Genomic DNA, 15,054 nt, shown 5'->3' on the forward strand with positions numbered 1-15,054 from the left:
ACAAAACGCCCGGGGGGGGGGGGGCCTTTGGTGGGGTGTTTTTTTTGTGGGCGGGGGGGGGGGCGGGCCGGGGCCAAAAACCCCCCGCCCCCCCCGCCCCGCCCCCCCCCCCACGCGGAATTGTGGATAGGCCGCGCCATCGATCGTAGGCTATCCCTTGATCACGCCGCTCGCTACCAGCCGGTGCCAGATGAACAGCACCACCACGGCGCCGATCGTGGCCATGATGAATCCCGCGCCCTGGTCGGGACTGTAGTGCCCGATGGCCTGGCCGATGAAGGTCGCGAGAAACGCGCCGGCGATGCCGAGGATGGTGGTGAGGATGAAGCCGCTCGGATTATTCGGTCCCGGCGCCAGCCAACGCGCGATGAGGCCGGCGACAAAGCCGACGACGATGATCCACAACAAGCCGCCCATGCTCATGACAGTGCTTCCTCGCTTTGACTAAACTAAAATCAGACTCTGCCCGCGATCTCTTGCTCGGTCGGCAGCCGTCCGTCCGGCGTCAGATGATCGACCACCTGCGGCAGATATTGGCTGAGGCCGGAGAGCAGCTCGTCACGCGACAGGCCGCTCTGGGCCGACAGGCTCTCGATCTGGTCGGCGCCGAGCGCATTGGCGAGATCGCCCGGTGCGATCGCCTTGTTCTCGCCCTTGCCGACCCAGGTATTGGCGGCGTCGCCATGGCCGCTCTGCTGGAGCTGGTTGAGGAGATCGCCGAGACCGCCGCTGAGCACGCTGCCGGCCGCGCCGCCCGCGAGCAGGCCGCCAAGGCCACCCTTCAACAGATCACCGAGGCCGCCGCCAGCGCCCGCATTCACCGACGGGGGGAGATGCGTCGGCGTCGGTGCCGGAGACGGCTGCGGCGCGCTGCCGCTCTGATTGCCGCTCAAATGCTTGAATGCCTTCCAGGCGAGCAGGCCAAGGAGCGCCATGGTCATGGGCGACATGCCACCGCTGGATGAGGATTGTGAACTCGGCGTGCTTGGCCCGCGCGGGCCGTTCTGCATGCCGTTGAGGACGTCGAGCAAACCCATGGCGTTCTCCTTTGGCGCTTTCTTGCCGGTAACAAGCCCCGTTCGAAAACATATGAGGCTGTCATGACGGTTACAAGGCGATTGCGCCGTAACTGCGGGAATGGGCAGCAGCCGCAGCCTCTGCTATCGAGAGCAGATCGTTAAGGGGGCAGCCAAGGTGGTTACGGATCGACCGATCGTGGTGGCCGGCGCGGGCGCCATCGGATGTTTCGTCGGCGGCACCCTGGCGGCTGCCGGCCGCCGCGTCGCGTTCCTGGTGCGGCCGCGGGTGAAGACCGAGATCGAGCGGTTCGGCCTGCTTCTGACCGATTTCGACGGCTCCGAGACGAAGCTCGACCCGGGCCGCCTCGCGCTGTCGGAAGATCCCGCGATCTTCCACAGCGCCGGCATCGTGCTGGTCACGGTGAAGAGCGCCGACACGGCAGGTGTCGCCGACCAGATCGCGCAGCATGCGCCGCAGGACGCCGTCATCGTGTCGCTGCAAAACGGCGTCGGCAATGTCGCGGTGTTGCGCGAGCGGCTTGGTGAGCGTCTTGGCGGCCGCCGCGTGCTCGCCGGCATGGTGCCTTTCAACGTGGTCGGGATGGGCGAGGGCCGCTTCCACCGCTCGACCTCCGGCGACATTCATGTTGGCCAAGATGATGCGAACACGGCCGCAGCGCTGTCGGTGCCGGGGCTCGCCATGCGCGCAAGCCGCGACATCACCGGCGTACAATGGGGCAAGCTGATCATCAATTTGAACAACGCGCTCAGCGCCTTGTCCGATATGCCGCTCGCGGCGCAATTGGCGAACCGTGACTGGCGAAAACTCTTCGCCGATCAGATGGCGGAGGGACTGGCTGCGATGAGGGCCGCCGGCATCACCCCGGTCTCGACGACGCCGATCCCGTCGTCCTGGACGCCGACCTTGCTGAGACTGCCTGATCCGATTTTCAACCTGATCCTGGGACGGACCATGAAGATCGATCCCGAGGCGCGTTCCTCGATGTGGCAGGATCTGAAGCACGGCCGCAAGACCGAGATCGACTATCTCCAAGGCGCGATCATCGCGCTCGCCGAGCAGAACAGTGTCGACGTGCCGCTGTCGCGCCGCATTGTTGCGCTGATCAAGGAGGCTGAAGCCGCGGGCAAGGGCTCGCCGCGGCTGACACCGCAGCAGATTCGCGGGTAACGCATGAGTGCACGCTGCGCGACGGGAGGAGCAATGATGAAGCTTCGTCTGACGATCGGATTCGCGCTGGCCGTGCTCTGCGCCGCGTCCTCGGTCGCGGAGGCCCGGCCGCCGACGGTCATGAACTCTCCCGGCTACGACAGGCGATTGCAGGAGAGCAGGTCGCAATTGGGCAGTTCACCGACGACAACGGCACCGGTGAATGCGCCGGTTGCAACTCCCAAGCGCGGCAAGAAGAAGCACACGAACTGAGGCCGCATCCTCAGCCGTCGTCCTGGCGAAAGCCAGGACCCATACCGCGGAATCTATCGATAGTGAACGGTCGGAGTACCGAACTACGAGTCTGCCGCCCAACTGCTTCCTGGGGTAATGGGTCCTGGCTTTCGCCAGGACGACGGCTGAGCTTGTGGGCGCAGCTCAGCCCTTCTTCGCGGGTTTGCTCGGCGTCGGGCTGAACAGCTTCTTGATGTCGTTCAATCCATCCGACAGCCGCGGCCATTCGCAGGAGAACGAGCCCTTGGTGCAGGGTGCGCCCTTCGGCCGCGGCCGCGCGTCGCCGATGGCGGCCTGCTGGACCTTGGGCCGCTCGACCGGCACCGGAACGCGCTCGACCTCGGTTCGCAACGCGACCCGCTGGAGCTGCTGCACCTGTTGTTCCTGCTGCTCGCGCTGCTGGCGCGCGGTGGCTCGAGCGGCTTCATTGCTGCGGCGCTGATTGGCGAGATAGGCAGTGTAGGATTCGTCGATCTTCTTCTGCTCCTCCGGCGTCGGATTGGGGCCGGCGATGTCGAAGGTGCGGTCCTGGAGGAAATCGTAATAGGAATAGCCGCCGCCCGCCTTGCGCCGGCCGGCGAATTTGGCGTTGCAGTCTGCAAGCGCAGCCGTCTTCTCGGATTTGGTCGTGGCTTTCTCGGCGGCGTCGGCGCAGGTCTCGAAGTCAACAGGCGCGCGCTTCCACCATTGTGCCTGGGCATGCGACGGCGCCAGCAGAAAAAATCCTGCTGCGGCAACCACAAGCGCCGCACGACGCGATGCAACTACGTCCGACATTCTACGAGAGCATTCCTTGCAAAACTCAACCCGAACTGAGTCGGACTGATTTTTGCCCCTTTATGGCCGGCTTGTCACCCATGGAACCCGGGAATTTCATGGCTGCGATGCTGACATTTTTTGCTTGACGTGGCGCAGGAGTCACAGCGTCACTTCATCCTGCGGTCGCCTCACTGGCGACGCCAAGAAAACGAAGTGGAAACGCCTGATGCTGCTGCCCCTGTCCGATGTGCCACGCTGGTACGCCGAGCGCAAACCGCAAGGCACGATCGCCGTCCGTCACGGGCAGGACACGCTGACATGGGACGCGCTCGAACGCGGCGCCAACCGGCGCGCGCGCGCGTTTATGGCCAAGGGCGTCAAGCCCGGCGACTTCGTCGCCATCGGTTTGCCCAATGGCAATGCGTTCTTCGAGACCTCGTTTGCGGTGTGGAAATGCGGAGCGACGCCGACCTCGCTGTCATGGCGGCTGCCACGCGGCGAAGCCGCGGCGGTGCTCAACATCCTGAAGCCGGCGCTGGTGGTCGGCGGCGAAGCCGACTGGAACGCGCCGAACCGTCTGCCCGCGGATTTCGTGCCGGAAGGGTTTTCGGACGATCCGCTCACCGCACCGGTGGCGCGCTATTGGAAAGCCATGACCAGCGGCGGATCGACCGGCCGCCCGAAGGTGATCCTCGATCACCAGCCGGCGGTGATCGACACGGTCGCCGCGCCGCCGCTCAATATTCCCTTTGGGGTCTCGCTGCTCAATCCCGGCCCGCTCTATCACAATGCGCCGTTCATCGTGTCGCACTACGCGCTGTTCACCGGTGGCCAGCTCACCGGCCTCGTCAAGTTCGACGCCGAGGAGGCGCTGCGCCAGATCGCGCGCGAACGCGTGCAATGGGTCAATTTCGTGCCGACCATGATGCACCGGATCTGGGCGCTGCCGGAGCACGTGCGCAACGCCTATGATGTGTCGAGCCTGCAGACCGTCTTCCACATGGCCGCTCCGATGCCACCCTGGCTGAAGGAGAACTGGATCGCCTGGCTTGGGCCTGAGCGGATCTGGGAGCTCTATGGCGGCACCGAGCGACAGGGCTCCTGCATCATCTCCGGCACGGAATGGCTGACGCACAAGGGCTCGGTCGGCAAGATTGGCGAAATGGCGCGCTTGCGCATCATCGGCGAGGACGGCAACGACGTTGCGCCGGGCGAGAGCGGTGAGATCTATTTCCTCAACAATGACGGCAAGGATGCCACCTATCACTATCTCGGTGCCGAGCCGAAGCGCCGCGCGGACGGCTGGGAATCGCTCGGCGATATCGGCAGGCTGGATGCGGAAGGCTATCTGTATCTCGGTGACCGCCTCGCCGACATGGTGCTGCGCGGCGGCGCCAACATCTATCCCGCCGAGGTCGAAGCTGCCGTCTCCGAGTGCCCCGGCGTGCGTTCTTGCGTGGTGGTGGGATTGCCCGATCCGGAATTGGGGCAGCGCGTGCACGCTATCATCGAGCCGCAGGGCGATGCGGACGGTCAGGCGATCGCCGACGGCATGGCGGGTTTTTTGAGGGACCGGCTCAGCCGCTACAAGCACCCCGAGAGCTTCGAGATCGTCACCGCCCCGCCGCGCGACGATTCCGGAAAAGTTCGCCGCACCCTGTTGCGCGACGAGCGCGCGGCGTGGATGAAGGAGGGGCGCGCCTTCCGGATTTGGCCGGCGAAGGCGCGGGCGCACGCCGATTAAGAGAATTCACGGGAAGGACTGAGATTATGACCATCACCATCGCCGCGAACGCTGTGCCGAAGCCGCCGGCCGAGATCATCGAGGGTTTTCGCGGCGCGCCGACCTCGGTCATTTCGGACAATCTCGGCCGGCTGCCGGGCGCAGTGGGGCTAAAACCCTATCATCGCGGCGCCAAGCTGGTGGGCACAGCCTTCACGGTCCGCACCCGTCCCGGCGATAATCTCGCCATCCACCGCGCGCTCGAGCTGGTGGGCCCCGGCGACGTCATCGTGGTCGATGGCGGCGGCGATGAGACCCGCGCGCTGGTCGGCGAGATCATGAAGAACATCGCGCAATGGCGCAAAGCCGAAGGCTATGTCATCGACGGCGCGATCCGCGACGTCGCGGCGTTCGCGGCCGATGACTTTCCCTGCTACGCCCGCGCCGTGATCCACCGCGGCCCTTACAAGAACGGCCCCGGCGAGATCAATGTGCCTGTTTCGATCGGCGGCAGCGTGATCTCGCCCGGCGACATCGTCGTCGGTGACGAGGACGGCGTTGTGTCGTTTGCCGCCGCAGGTGCTGCGGCGCTGCTGGACGCCGTGCGCGCCCAGGTCGCGCGCGAAGAGGAGACGCTGAAGGCGATCCGCGAGGGCCGTTATCAGGGCTCGTATGGGAAATCCTGATCAGCGAAAAAAAGAAGGGGAGGATGGCGTGAGCCAGAAGGACGAATTCCACAATCTCGACGACGCCGGCGACGGATTGTTTCGCGAGCTCGCGGCAGGCGTGACCACGCGCATCTTCTCCGGCGAGCAGGCGATGCTGTCGGTGGTGACGCTGGCGCCGCATGCGCAAGGCACGCTGCACCATCATCCCGAGGAGCAATGGGGCGTGCTGCTCGACGGCTCCGCCATCCGCGTTCAGGGCGATGAGGAGATTGCCGTGAAGAAAGGCGATTTCTGGCGCACGCCCGGCAATGTGCCGCACACCATGCGCGCCGGCCCCGACGGCGCCCGCGTACTGGACATTTTCAGTCCGCCGCGGCCAGAATACAGGAAAGCGGGATCCGGGTTCGGAACGACTTAAAGCGCCAAGAGCAAAAGCCGGGCGCGAGAAAACAGGGGAGGGGACCATGACGATCACACGACGGGCACTGCTCGCAGCGCCGGCTATTCTCGCGATGACGCCGGCGTGGGCGCAGGCTTCAAAAATCACGCTGGTGGTACCGTTTCCGCCGGGCGGATCGACCGATGCGATGGCGCGGCTGCTCCAGAGCCATCTGCAGACCAAGCTCAACCGCATCGTCATTGTCGAGAACAAATCGGGCGCCGCCGGCGCGCTCGGCGCGGCGCAGGTCGCCAAGAGCCCGCCTGATGGCTCGACGTTCCTGGTCACCTTCGATTCCCACGCGGTGATCCCCTCCATCCTCGACAAGCCGCCCGTCGATGTCGAGCGCGAGCTGATGCCGGTGTTGCTGGTCGGCACCGCGCCTTACGTGATCGCCGCCGGTGCGGGCCGTCCCTACAAGAGCTTCGCCGACGTGGTGGCGGCCTGCAAGGCGACGCCCGGCGCGGTGAAATATGCCTCCGTCGGCATCGGCACGCTCGGCCATCTCGCCATGACCGTGCTCGGCAATAAGGCCGGCGTCGAGATCATGCACGTGCCCTATCGCGGCGGCGGCCCCGCGATGAACGACGTGCTCGGCGGCCATGTCGATCTGATCGCGGGATCGGCGGCGCTGGTCGCAGCCCAGCTCGGCACCAACATGCTGCGTCCGATCCTGCAGCTCGGCCGCGAGCGGCTGCCCGGCCTGCCGGATACGCCGACCGCGATCGAGGCAGGCTTCCCGGATTTCGAGACGCTGGCCTGGTGGGGCATCTTCGCGCCGACGGGGACGCCGCCGGACATCGTCGCAAGCCTGGCGACCGCGTCCAAGGAGATCCTGAGCGAACCCGCCACCGCCGCCCAGCTCAAGGAGACGCAGCAGATGAGGCTGCTGCTCGAGGACGGTCCCGCCTTCAAGACCTTCTTCGACAAGCAGGTCGCCATTTGGGGCAAGGTGGTCAAGGACAACAATATCCGGGCGTGAGGTGGCCGGCCGCCCTCCGCATTGAGCAACGCGGAGGGCTTCCGATCCCGCCTCCGCTTTGATATGAAGCCCCGGTAACCCGCTCTGCGGGTTCCGCGGTCCCGTAGCTCAGCCGGATAGAGCGACGGTTTCCTAAACCGTAGGTCGGAAGTTCGAGTCTTCCCGGGATCGCCAGATTTTCAGTGAGCAATCGTCGCGTTTGCTACGCTCGTCGGCGCAAAAATTGCTAGAAGCGCGAAGCTTCCTTCCTGGCCCGGGCTGACTCTCGCCCCGCCTCGCTGCCATATCCGGAGACGACAATGCCCTTCGACTTGATCCTGCGCGGCGGCCATGTGGTCGACCCGTCCCAGAAGCTCGATGCCGTGACGGATGTCGCCTTTGCCGGCGGCAAGGTCGCGGCGGTCGGCGGCGGGCTCAAGGCCGATCCGGGCACCGACGTGCGCGACGTGTCACGCTACATCGTGACCCCGGGGCTGATCGATCTCCACACCCACGTCTATTGGGGCGGCACGTCGCTTGGCATCGACGCCGAAGAGTTTTGCCGTCTCTCCGGCGTCACCACCGCGGTCGACACTGGCAGCGCGGGGCCGGGCAATTTCGCGGGCTTCCGCAAGCATGTGATCGAGCCGAGCCAGGTCCGCATCCTCGCTTATCTTCACGTCTCGCACGCCGGCATCTTTGGCTTCTCGCACCGGATCATGGTCGGCGAGAGCGAGGAGCTGCGGCTGATGAATCCGATCGAGGCGGCCAAGGTGGCCGACGCCAACCGCGACCTCATCGTCGGCATCAAGGTGCGCGTGGGGCTGCACTCCTCGGGCACGTCGGGCGTCGTGCCGCTCGATATCGCGCTCGAGGTCGCGAACGAGGTCGGCATGCCCCTGATGGCGCATATCGACCATCCGCCGCCGAGCTACGAGGAGGTGCTGGCGCGCCTGCGCCCCGGCGACGTGCTCACCCATGCGTTCCGTCCTTTCCCCAACACGCCCGCGACCGCGCAGGGCACGGTGAAGCGGGCGGTGCTCGACGCCCGCGAGCGCGGCGTGCTGTTCGACATCGGCCACGGCAAGGGCTCGTTCGCGTTCAAGACCGCACGCGCCATGCTCGCCAACGGCTTCTATCCGGACACCATCTCGTCCGACATTCATCAACTCTGCATCGACGGCCCGGCCTTCGACCAGGTCACGACCCTGTCGAAATTCCTGTGCATGGGCATGCCGCTGTCCGACGTCATCGCAACCTCCACTGTCAACGCCGCGATGGCACTGCGGCGGCCCGAACTCGGCAGCCTCAAGCCGGGCAGCGCCGGCGATGCCACGCTGATCTCGATCAAGCAAGGCCAGTTCGACTATGAGGACGTGGTCGGCGAGCACCTGATCGGGGACCGCAAGATCGTCTCCGAAGGTGTCGTGATCGGCGGCCGCTGGTGGCATCCGAAATAGAGCGACGCTAGCCCCGCTCGCGATAAAATTGCAGCAGCCGCGCGCCTGCCGGAGAAAGCCAGTCGGGCGCACCGGCGATGTAGCCCTCGACCTGACCGCTCGTTCCAACGAGATAGGTGATGGGCATGCCGACCAGGGAGAATATCGCGGTCGACGCTTCGGCCGCCGCGCCATAGGCGTCGACATAGCAAGCGAGGCTCTGCACGGCGAGGCCGCCGAGAAACGTGCGGATCTTGCGCAGGTCTTTCGTATCGGTGCAGATCGCGACAACGTCGAGCCGGTCCGGCCGCGATCCCGCGAGACTTGCGAGCGCGGGCAGGTCGAGCCGGCAGGCCGCGCACCAGGTCGCCCAGAAATTGACGAGGGTGATGCGGCCCGGCTTCGCGCTCAACGCGACGTCCTTCCCGCCAATGTCTTGAAGCCTGAGCGTTGGCATCGGCGCGCGCGGCCGCACCAGCGTGAACTGGCCGCGGCCGGCCTCGAACACCGGTGGCCAGCTTTCCTGCGCATGGGCCGCGCGCAAGGAGGCAAGAAGCGCCGGCACGGCCATCATGATCGATCGCCGCGACGGCAATGGACCGCTTTCGCGCACGGTCTCATGCATGGATATAGGCCCAGCCCTTGAGTTGCAGATCGACCACGCGGCCGATCCCGAACGGCACGAGGCTGGCACCTGCTATCAGCGGAATCGAGACCTGCTCCTTGGCTTCGGCGATCGCTTTTGACGACGCGCACATGCTGTAGGCGAGGTTGGGCACCGACTGCCGCAGCGTCGCGAGCGGTTCGACCAGCGGGGTCCTGTCCGCCCGGAAGACGTCGATGCCCTTGCCGTTGGCGACGACCTCGATCAGCAATCGTGCGCCCCTGTCCGTAAAGTGCTTCGAGAGGTTAGCCGAGTAGCTGATCGCGTGTCCCATGACATAGGGCTCGTTGCTGTCGATCAGGATCACGACGCCGTCGGCGAGACGATCCTCCTTGGCGGCGGTGCCGCCGGCCGTGAGGATCGCGGTGCCGGCGAGCAGGCCCCTGCGGGACCATCCGTTGGCGGAGATCATGGCTGCCGCCTTCGGTTGTTCAGAACTGACGCGGCGCAATCGGCGCCTTGCGGTCGCGCCCCCACAGCACAAACAGGCTGAGCGCGAGCAAAACGACGTTGAGCGGCGTGACCGGCGCCTCGCCGCGCGAGATGTGGAAGACGAGCGCCAACACCTGCAACATGGAGCAGCCCACTGCGGCCAGCACCGTCAGCCGGGGCAGGACCCGCGTCAGCGCCGGCAGCAGGATGCCGATTCCGCCGGCGAGATCGACGAGCCCGATGAACCGGACGAACGTTGCGGAATACTGACCGGCCCAGGGCATCATCGCGGCAAGCTCTGGAATCGGCGTCAGCAGCTTGACTAGCCCGGCTGCGGTGAAAACGAAAAAGAGCAGGCCCTGTGCGATCCAAAGGCCGATACGAATGGCGCGGCCGGGGGAGGCAGTCTCGAAGGCGGTGGTGGACACGGTGGTTCTCCAAAAGGTGACGGTCGCCACCATTTGATAGTTTCCTCATATTTGATCATTATACGTCTTGGGATTGGTTCATTTCCCGGGTGTTGATGATTTCATGGATTCTCTGGTCAGCATGAGGGTGTTCTGCCTGGTCGCCGAGCTGAAGAGCTTCGCGACCGCGGCGCAGCGCCTGCGCATCTCGCCCGCGATGGCGAGCAAACACGTGATGCAGCTCGAAAAGCGGCTGGGTACGCGACTGCTCAACCGCACCAGTCGGCGCGTCAGCCTGAGCGAAAGCGGAGCGCTTTATTTCGAGCAGGCGCGGCAGATGCTCGACTCGCTCGACGAGGTTGAAGCCGCCGTCAGCAATACGACGGTCGTTCCGCGCGGCACGCTGCGGCTGACCGCGCCGGTGTGGATGGCGAATGCGATGTTCGCGGGAATTTTGGCCGACTATCAAAGCCGCTATCCCGAAGTGCGCCTCGACGTCGATCTCAGCGGCCGGATGGTCAATCTGGTCGAGGAGGGATTCGATCTCGCACTTCGCGCGACCGCAGCGCCCGACGAGGCGCTGATCGCGCGGCCCATTACCAAGGTTGCGTTCCATATGGTCGGCGCGCCCGCTTATCTCGATCGCGCGGGGCGCCCGACCAAACTTGCCGATCTCGCCGGCCAGGCGATGCTGCACTACGCGCTGTACCCGGGTGAAAGTTTCTCCTTCGAGGGCGAGCACGGCACCGAGACCGTCAAGCTCAATCCGGTGCTGCGCAGTGGCAATGAAACGCTGCTGCACATGGCAGCGCTCGAAGGCATGGGCCTCGCCTTCCTGCCGAAATGGCTGGTCGCGGAGGATCTCGCCGCCGGCCGCCTCGAGCACGTCGTGCCCGGGCAAGTCATCTTCGAGGGCAAGCTATTCGCGGTCTATCCGAGCCGCAAATATCTCTCTGCGAAGGTGCGGACCTTCATCGACTTTCTCGTGGCCGACCCGCGGATGAAGTAGCCGCTCACAGCTGCCTGATTAGAGCGACCTCGCGATCAACAGCTTCATGATCTCGTTCGTGCCGCCATAGATCTTCTGGATGCGGGAATCGATGAAGATGCGCGAGATCGGATATTCCTGCATGTAGCCGTAGCCGCCGAACAGCTGGAGGCATTCGTCGGCGGTCTCGACCTGCTTCTCCGAACACCAGTATTTCGCCATCGAGGCCGTGACGGTGTCGAGGTCCTTGGCGACCAGCCGCTCGATGCACCAGTCGACGAAGACGCGCGCGATCATCGCTTCGGTCTTGCGCTCGGCGAGCTTGAAGGCGGTGTTCTGGAAATCCATCAGCGGTTTGCCGAACGCTTTCCGTTCCTTGGTGTAATCGACGGTGAGTTTTATCGCGCGCTCCATCGCGGCGACCGCGCCGACCGCGAGCGCTAGGCGCTCCTGCGGCAATTGCTGCATCAGCTGCACGAAACCCTGGCCTTCCTCGCCGCCGAGCAAATTGTCCGGCGGGACCGCGACGTTGTCGAAGAACAGTTCGGAGGTGTCGGAGGCATGCAAGCCGATCTTGTCGAGGTTGCGCCCGCGCTTGTAGCCGTCGGCGCCCGCGGTTTCGACCACGATCAGCGAAATGCCCTTGGCGCCGACATCGCCGGTGCGTGCGACCACGATGACGAGATCGGCGGCCTGGCCGTTGGTGATGAAAGTCTTCTGTCCGTTGATGACGTAGGAATTGCCCTGCTTCCTGGCCGTGGTCTTGACGGCCTGCAAATCCGAGCCGGTGCCGGGCTCGGTCATGGCAATGGCGCCGACCATCTCGCCCGAAGCCATCTTCGGCAGCCAGCGCTTCTTCTGCTCCTCGGAGCCGTAATTGAGGATGTAGTGCGCGACGATGGCGCTGTGCACGGAGACACCGGTCGTCAGCTCCGGCACCGTGCTTTCGAGGTCGTCGAGCACGGCGGCGTCATAGGCGAAGGTTGCACCGAGCCCGCCATATTCCTCCGGCACGCTTGCCAGCAGCGCGCCCATCTCGCCGAGCCCGCGCCAGGCAAAGCGGTCGACCATTTTCTGCTCGCGCCATTTTTCGGCATGCGGGGCCAGGTCCTTGACCAGGTATTTCCGGAACTGGTCGCGGAAGATTTCGAGCTCTTCGGTCATCCAGGAGGAGCGGTAGGACATGGTCACCTCGGTCAATGCAGCTAGCCGGCTTGGTAGGCTAGCCTTCGGCGGCAATTATTGTGTTTTCAGGCTGCGCCGGTGACGCTACCAAGGCGGCCGGAGTAGCGTCTGTCGGAATGGTTGATTGTGGCTGTCAAAATTCAAGAGCTCAAGCTCGACATCGCCCGTATCGGCACGGTCTCCGCGATCCTGATGCAGCCGGACAATGCGCGCGCCTGCTACGTTCTGGCGCATGGTGCCGGTGCAGGGATGCGGCACGCATCGATGGACAAGATTGCGGAGGGGCTCGCAAGTCGGGGCATCGCGACGTTCCGCTTCAATTTTCCCTACATGGAAAACAAGCAGGGCCGTCCGGACCAGCCGGCGGTCGCCCACGCCACGATCCGCGCGGCAGTCGAGGAAGCCGCGCGGCTCTGCCCCGGTGTGATGCTCGTTGCGGGCGGAAAATCCTTCGGCGGGCGCATGACGTCGCAGGCGCAGTCGAAGGCCGCACTGCCTGATGTCAAAGGGCTCGCCTTCCTCGGTTTTCCCCTGCACGCCGACAAGAAGCCGTCGACCGAGCGTGCCGAGCATTTGGCCAGTGTCGAGATCCCGATGTTGTTCCTGCAAGGCACCCGCGACGGGCTCGCCGATCTCGGCCTCCTCAGGCCGGTCATCGCCGCTCTTGCCCCGAAGGCGACGCTACATGAGATCGAAGGCGGCGATCACTCCTTTGCGGTGCTGAAAAAGTCCGGCCGCAGCAATGAAGAGGCGCTTGCGGAGGTGCTTGATGCGCTCGCGGCCTGGATCGACGGGCTCGCTTGAATTTCAGGCGGAATAAAGTCCCTTGTCGCGCGCCTTCTGGATCGCGAGCGCGGCGATGAGATCGAGGGTCGGCGTCGACAGGCCTGCGGCGCGCGCAAAGGCTTGGGGCGCTTTCACCAGGACGTCGATCTCCATGGCGCGGCCGAGCTCGTAATCCTGCAGCAGCGACGGCTTGTGGTTGGGGGCGGGACCGCTGCGTGATACGCGCTTGACCTCCGGGATGAAGTGCTGAGCGATCTCGTTTGCCTCGTTCAGCATCCGCGGAATGACGTCCGCAAAGGCGGGGTCATCGCGCACGCCGCGCGCCGTCTGGCCGGTGAGCAGGCACAGCACCGACAGCGACATGTTGGTCAGCAGCTTTGACCAGATCGCCTCGCGGATCTCGGCGACCGGCGGCGATTCCAGCCGCGCGTCGGTGAAGACACTGCGGAGCGTTGTGATGCGCTCGCAATTGCGATCGTCGCATTCGCCGATCAGCAGGCGGTTGCGGTCCGGCGTCAGGTTCTGCACCACGCCAGGCGCGATCACCTCATTGGAGGAGAAGACCACCCCGCCGACGATCCGCTCCTTCGGGATGCAGGCGCGCAGGCGCCCGCCCGGGTCGAGGAAGGAGATGTCGGGCGGGGTCGGGTGTCGCGGCGGCAGGCCGATCCCGTACCACCAGGGAATGCCGTTCTGCGCGAACACGATGGCGGTGTCGTCCTGCAGCAGCGGCTTGAGACTGGAGACCAGCCCGGTCAGCGCGGTCGCCTTCAAGGTGCTGATCACGACGTCCTGCGGGCCGAGCTGGGCCGGATCGCCTGACGCGTTCACCTTGGCGCTGACCTCGGAATCGCCGACGCGCAGCTTCAGGCCGTTGGCCCGGACCGCCTCCAGGTGCGCGCCGCGCATCACGCACGAGACCTCATGGCCGGCGCGGGCCAGCCTGACCGCGAGATGACTGCCGACGGCGCCCGCGCCGAAAATGCAGATGCGCATGTGATGTCCCGTCCTGATCCCTTGATGCCGCCCCGCGGCAGCATGACACAAGCCGCCATGCGATGGACGCGGCTGCCCTACGCTCGAAAGATATGGATCAAGGTGCGGAGCCTCGGTCATAGTGCGCGTCAAACAAGCGAGCGGAGGAACACCGATGACCGACAGCCCCGTCCTGTGGACCCTGGATGCGCGTGGGGTTGCGACCGTCACGTTGAACCGGCCGGAGGTCAACAACGCCTATGACGGCGCATTGATCGCGGGCGTGCTCGCGGCCATGGACGATCTCGGCAGCAAGCCCAACCTTCGCGTGGTGCTGCTCAAGGGCAACGGCAAGCATTTCCGGGCCGGCGCCGACCTCAAATGGATCAACGGCGTGCGGCGGCAATCGAGCGAAGCGAACGAGGCCGCGTCGCGTGCGACTTTCGAGGCCGTGCAGCGGCTCAACACGCTGCCGATCCCGACGGTCGCGCTGGTACAGGGCGGCTGCTTTGGCGGCGGCACCGGCGTGATCGCGGCCTGCGACGTCGTGATCGCGGCCGACAACGCCCTGTTCTCGATCACCGAAGTGCGCTGGGGCCTGACGGCAGCCATCATCATCCCGCAGCTCTGCGATGCCATTGGTGTACGGCAAGTCCGCCGCTACGCGCTCACAGGTGAACGTTTCGGCGCCGACGACGCTCGCCGCATCGGCCTCGTCCACGAGGTGGTGCCGCTCGCCGATCTCGAAGCCGCCGGCGCCAAGGTGGTCGAGCAGTTGCTAGCCAACGGACCTGAAGCGATGGCCGAGACCAAGCGCCTCGCGCTGGAGAGCTCGTTCGGCGGAATGGCGGTGGACGATGCGGCTTACAATCGGCTCGTGCAGCTGCATTCGGTCAAGCGCCAGAGTGCAGAAGCCGCGGAGGGGCTGGCGTCGTTTGCGGAAAAGCGCGCGGCGAATTGGGCAGGTGCTAAAAGCTGAACGTGAGTAGCCCGGATGGAGCGAAGCGCAATCCGGGGCGGACCAACCGAATCTCCCGGCTGTCCCGCGTGGCACGAACCCGGATTACGCATGCGCTCCATCCGGGCTTCTGTAACGGGCCTTGGTTAGTCAATCCCTTTTTGCGGCATCCTCTCGCCGGGAACCTGC

The 15,054-nt window shown here is 65.3% G+C and carries 18 protein-coding genes and 1 tRNA gene; 11 read left to right on the plus strand and 8 right to left on the minus strand.

Going from position 1 to position 15,054, the window contains the following annotated elements; genetic code table 11:
* Positions 1–150 precede the first annotated feature (150 nt).
* Positions 151–423 (minus strand): GlsB/YeaQ/YmgE family stress response membrane protein, encoded by a 273-nt coding sequence (locus tag AC0L21_RS33965; RefSeq protein WP_196236584.1) that lies wholly within the window; start codon positions 421–423, stop codon positions 151–153.
* A gap of 32 nt (positions 424–455) precedes the next feature.
* A complete protein-coding gene (locus AC0L21_RS33970; RefSeq protein WP_473266025.1) occupies positions 456–1,037 on the minus strand; it encodes a YidB family protein in 582 nt (193 codons plus the stop codon).
* A 157-nt stretch (positions 1,038–1,194) separates the two neighbouring features.
* Between AC0L21_RS33970 and AC0L21_RS33975 the strand changes: the two genes are divergently transcribed.
* Both AC0L21_RS33975 and AC0L21_RS33980 read left to right on the plus strand, forming a co-directional pair.
* On the plus strand, positions 1,195–2,208 hold the full coding sequence (locus AC0L21_RS33975; RefSeq protein WP_473266027.1) for a 2-dehydropantoate 2-reductase: 1,014 nt from the start codon (positions 1,195–1,197) through the stop codon (positions 2,206–2,208).
* A gap of 36 nt (positions 2,209–2,244) precedes the next feature.
* Positions 2,245–2,460, plus strand: a complete 216-nt coding sequence (locus AC0L21_RS33980; RefSeq protein WP_473266062.1) for a hypothetical protein — start codon at positions 2,245–2,247, stop codon at positions 2,458–2,460.
* 165 nt (positions 2,461–2,625) lie between these two features.
* Here AC0L21_RS33980 and AC0L21_RS33985 read toward each other — a convergent pair whose 3' ends face one another.
* Positions 2,626–3,258 (minus strand): hypothetical protein, encoded by a 633-nt coding sequence (locus tag AC0L21_RS33985; RefSeq protein ID WP_473266030.1) that lies wholly within the window; start codon positions 3,256–3,258, stop codon positions 2,626–2,628.
* 208 nt (positions 3,259–3,466) lie between these two features.
* On the opposite strand from AC0L21_RS33985, the gene AC0L21_RS33990 reads away from it, so the two are divergent.
* From AC0L21_RS33990 to AC0L21_RS34015, 6 genes are all read left to right on the plus strand, one after another.
* Positions 3,467–4,984 carry an AMP-binding protein gene (locus tag AC0L21_RS33990; RefSeq protein WP_473266033.1) on the plus strand — a complete coding sequence of 506 codons (1,518 nt, stop codon included), beginning with the start codon at positions 3,467–3,469 and terminating at the stop codon, positions 4,982–4,984.
* 26 nt (positions 4,985–5,010) lie between these two features.
* Positions 5,011–5,649: an RraA family protein gene (locus AC0L21_RS33995; protein WP_007604635.1), complete on the plus strand. Its 639-nt coding sequence runs from the start codon at positions 5,011–5,013 to the stop codon at positions 5,647–5,649.
* Positions 5,650–5,677: 28 nt separating this feature from the next.
* The gene (locus AC0L21_RS34000; RefSeq protein ID WP_473266035.1) at positions 5,678–6,049 is read left to right on the plus strand and encodes a cupin domain-containing protein; all 372 of its coding nucleotides are present in this window, start codon (positions 5,678–5,680) and stop codon (positions 6,047–6,049) included.
* A 46-nt stretch (positions 6,050–6,095) separates the two neighbouring features.
* The gene (locus AC0L21_RS34005) at positions 6,096–7,052 is read left to right on the plus strand and encodes a tripartite tricarboxylate transporter substrate-binding protein (RefSeq protein ID WP_473266037.1); all 957 of its coding nucleotides are present in this window, start codon (positions 6,096–6,098) and stop codon (positions 7,050–7,052) included.
* A gap of 97 nt (positions 7,053–7,149) precedes the next feature.
* Positions 7,150–7,226, plus strand: a tRNA-Arg gene (locus tag AC0L21_RS34010).
* A gap of 125 nt (positions 7,227–7,351) precedes the next feature.
* Entirely contained in the window at positions 7,352–8,491 is a 1,140-nt protein-coding gene (locus AC0L21_RS34015; RefSeq protein WP_473266039.1) for an amidohydrolase/deacetylase family metallohydrolase, read from the plus strand.
* 7 nt (positions 8,492–8,498) lie between these two features.
* On the opposite strand, the gene AC0L21_RS34020 is transcribed toward AC0L21_RS34015, so the two are convergent.
* The 3 genes from AC0L21_RS34020 to AC0L21_RS34030 are packed head-to-tail and all read right to left on the minus strand — an operon-like array spanning position 8,499 to position 10,027.
* Positions 8,499–9,044 carry a TlpA family protein disulfide reductase gene (locus tag AC0L21_RS34020; RefSeq protein WP_473266041.1) on the minus strand — a complete coding sequence of 182 codons (546 nt, stop codon included), beginning with the start codon at positions 9,042–9,044 and terminating at the stop codon, positions 8,499–8,501.
* 43 nt (positions 9,045–9,087) lie between these two features.
* Positions 9,088–9,546 (minus strand): DsrE family protein, encoded by a 459-nt coding sequence (locus AC0L21_RS34025; RefSeq protein WP_473266042.1) that lies wholly within the window; start codon positions 9,544–9,546, stop codon positions 9,088–9,090.
* 19 nt (positions 9,547–9,565) lie between these two features.
* Positions 9,566–10,027 carry a DoxX family protein gene (locus AC0L21_RS34030; protein ID WP_473266044.1) on the minus strand — a complete coding sequence of 154 codons (462 nt, stop codon included), beginning with the start codon at positions 10,025–10,027 and terminating at the stop codon, positions 9,566–9,568.
* Positions 10,028–10,097: 70 nt separating this feature from the next.
* Between AC0L21_RS34030 and AC0L21_RS34035 the strand changes: the two genes are divergently transcribed.
* Positions 10,098–10,982 carry a LysR family transcriptional regulator gene (locus AC0L21_RS34035; protein WP_473266046.1) on the plus strand — a complete coding sequence of 295 codons (885 nt, stop codon included), beginning with the start codon at positions 10,098–10,100 and terminating at the stop codon, positions 10,980–10,982.
* Positions 10,983–11,000: 18 nt separating this feature from the next.
* On the opposite strand, the gene AC0L21_RS34040 is transcribed toward AC0L21_RS34035, so the two are convergent.
* Positions 11,001–12,146 (minus strand): acyl-CoA dehydrogenase family protein, encoded by a 1,146-nt coding sequence (locus tag AC0L21_RS34040; RefSeq protein WP_473266050.1) that lies wholly within the window; start codon positions 12,144–12,146, stop codon positions 11,001–11,003.
* 126 nt (positions 12,147–12,272) lie between these two features.
* Between AC0L21_RS34040 and AC0L21_RS34045 the strand changes: the two genes are divergently transcribed.
* Entirely contained in the window at positions 12,273–12,950 is a 678-nt protein-coding gene (locus tag AC0L21_RS34045; protein ID WP_473266053.1) for an alpha/beta hydrolase family protein, read from the plus strand.
* Between the two features lie 3 nt (positions 12,951–12,953).
* On the opposite strand, the gene AC0L21_RS34050 is transcribed toward AC0L21_RS34045, so the two are convergent.
* Positions 12,954–13,928: a ketopantoate reductase family protein gene (locus AC0L21_RS34050; RefSeq protein WP_473266055.1), complete on the minus strand. Its 975-nt coding sequence runs from the start codon at positions 13,926–13,928 to the stop codon at positions 12,954–12,956.
* A gap of 154 nt (positions 13,929–14,082) precedes the next feature.
* Between AC0L21_RS34050 and AC0L21_RS34055 the strand changes: the two genes are divergently transcribed.
* On the plus strand, positions 14,083–14,886 hold the full coding sequence (locus AC0L21_RS34055; RefSeq protein WP_473266057.1) for an enoyl-CoA hydratase-related protein: 804 nt from the start codon (positions 14,083–14,085) through the stop codon (positions 14,884–14,886).
* Positions 14,887–15,054 lie beyond the last annotated feature (168 nt).

It is taken from the genome of Bradyrhizobium sp. WSM4873 (genome assembly GCF_055811355.1).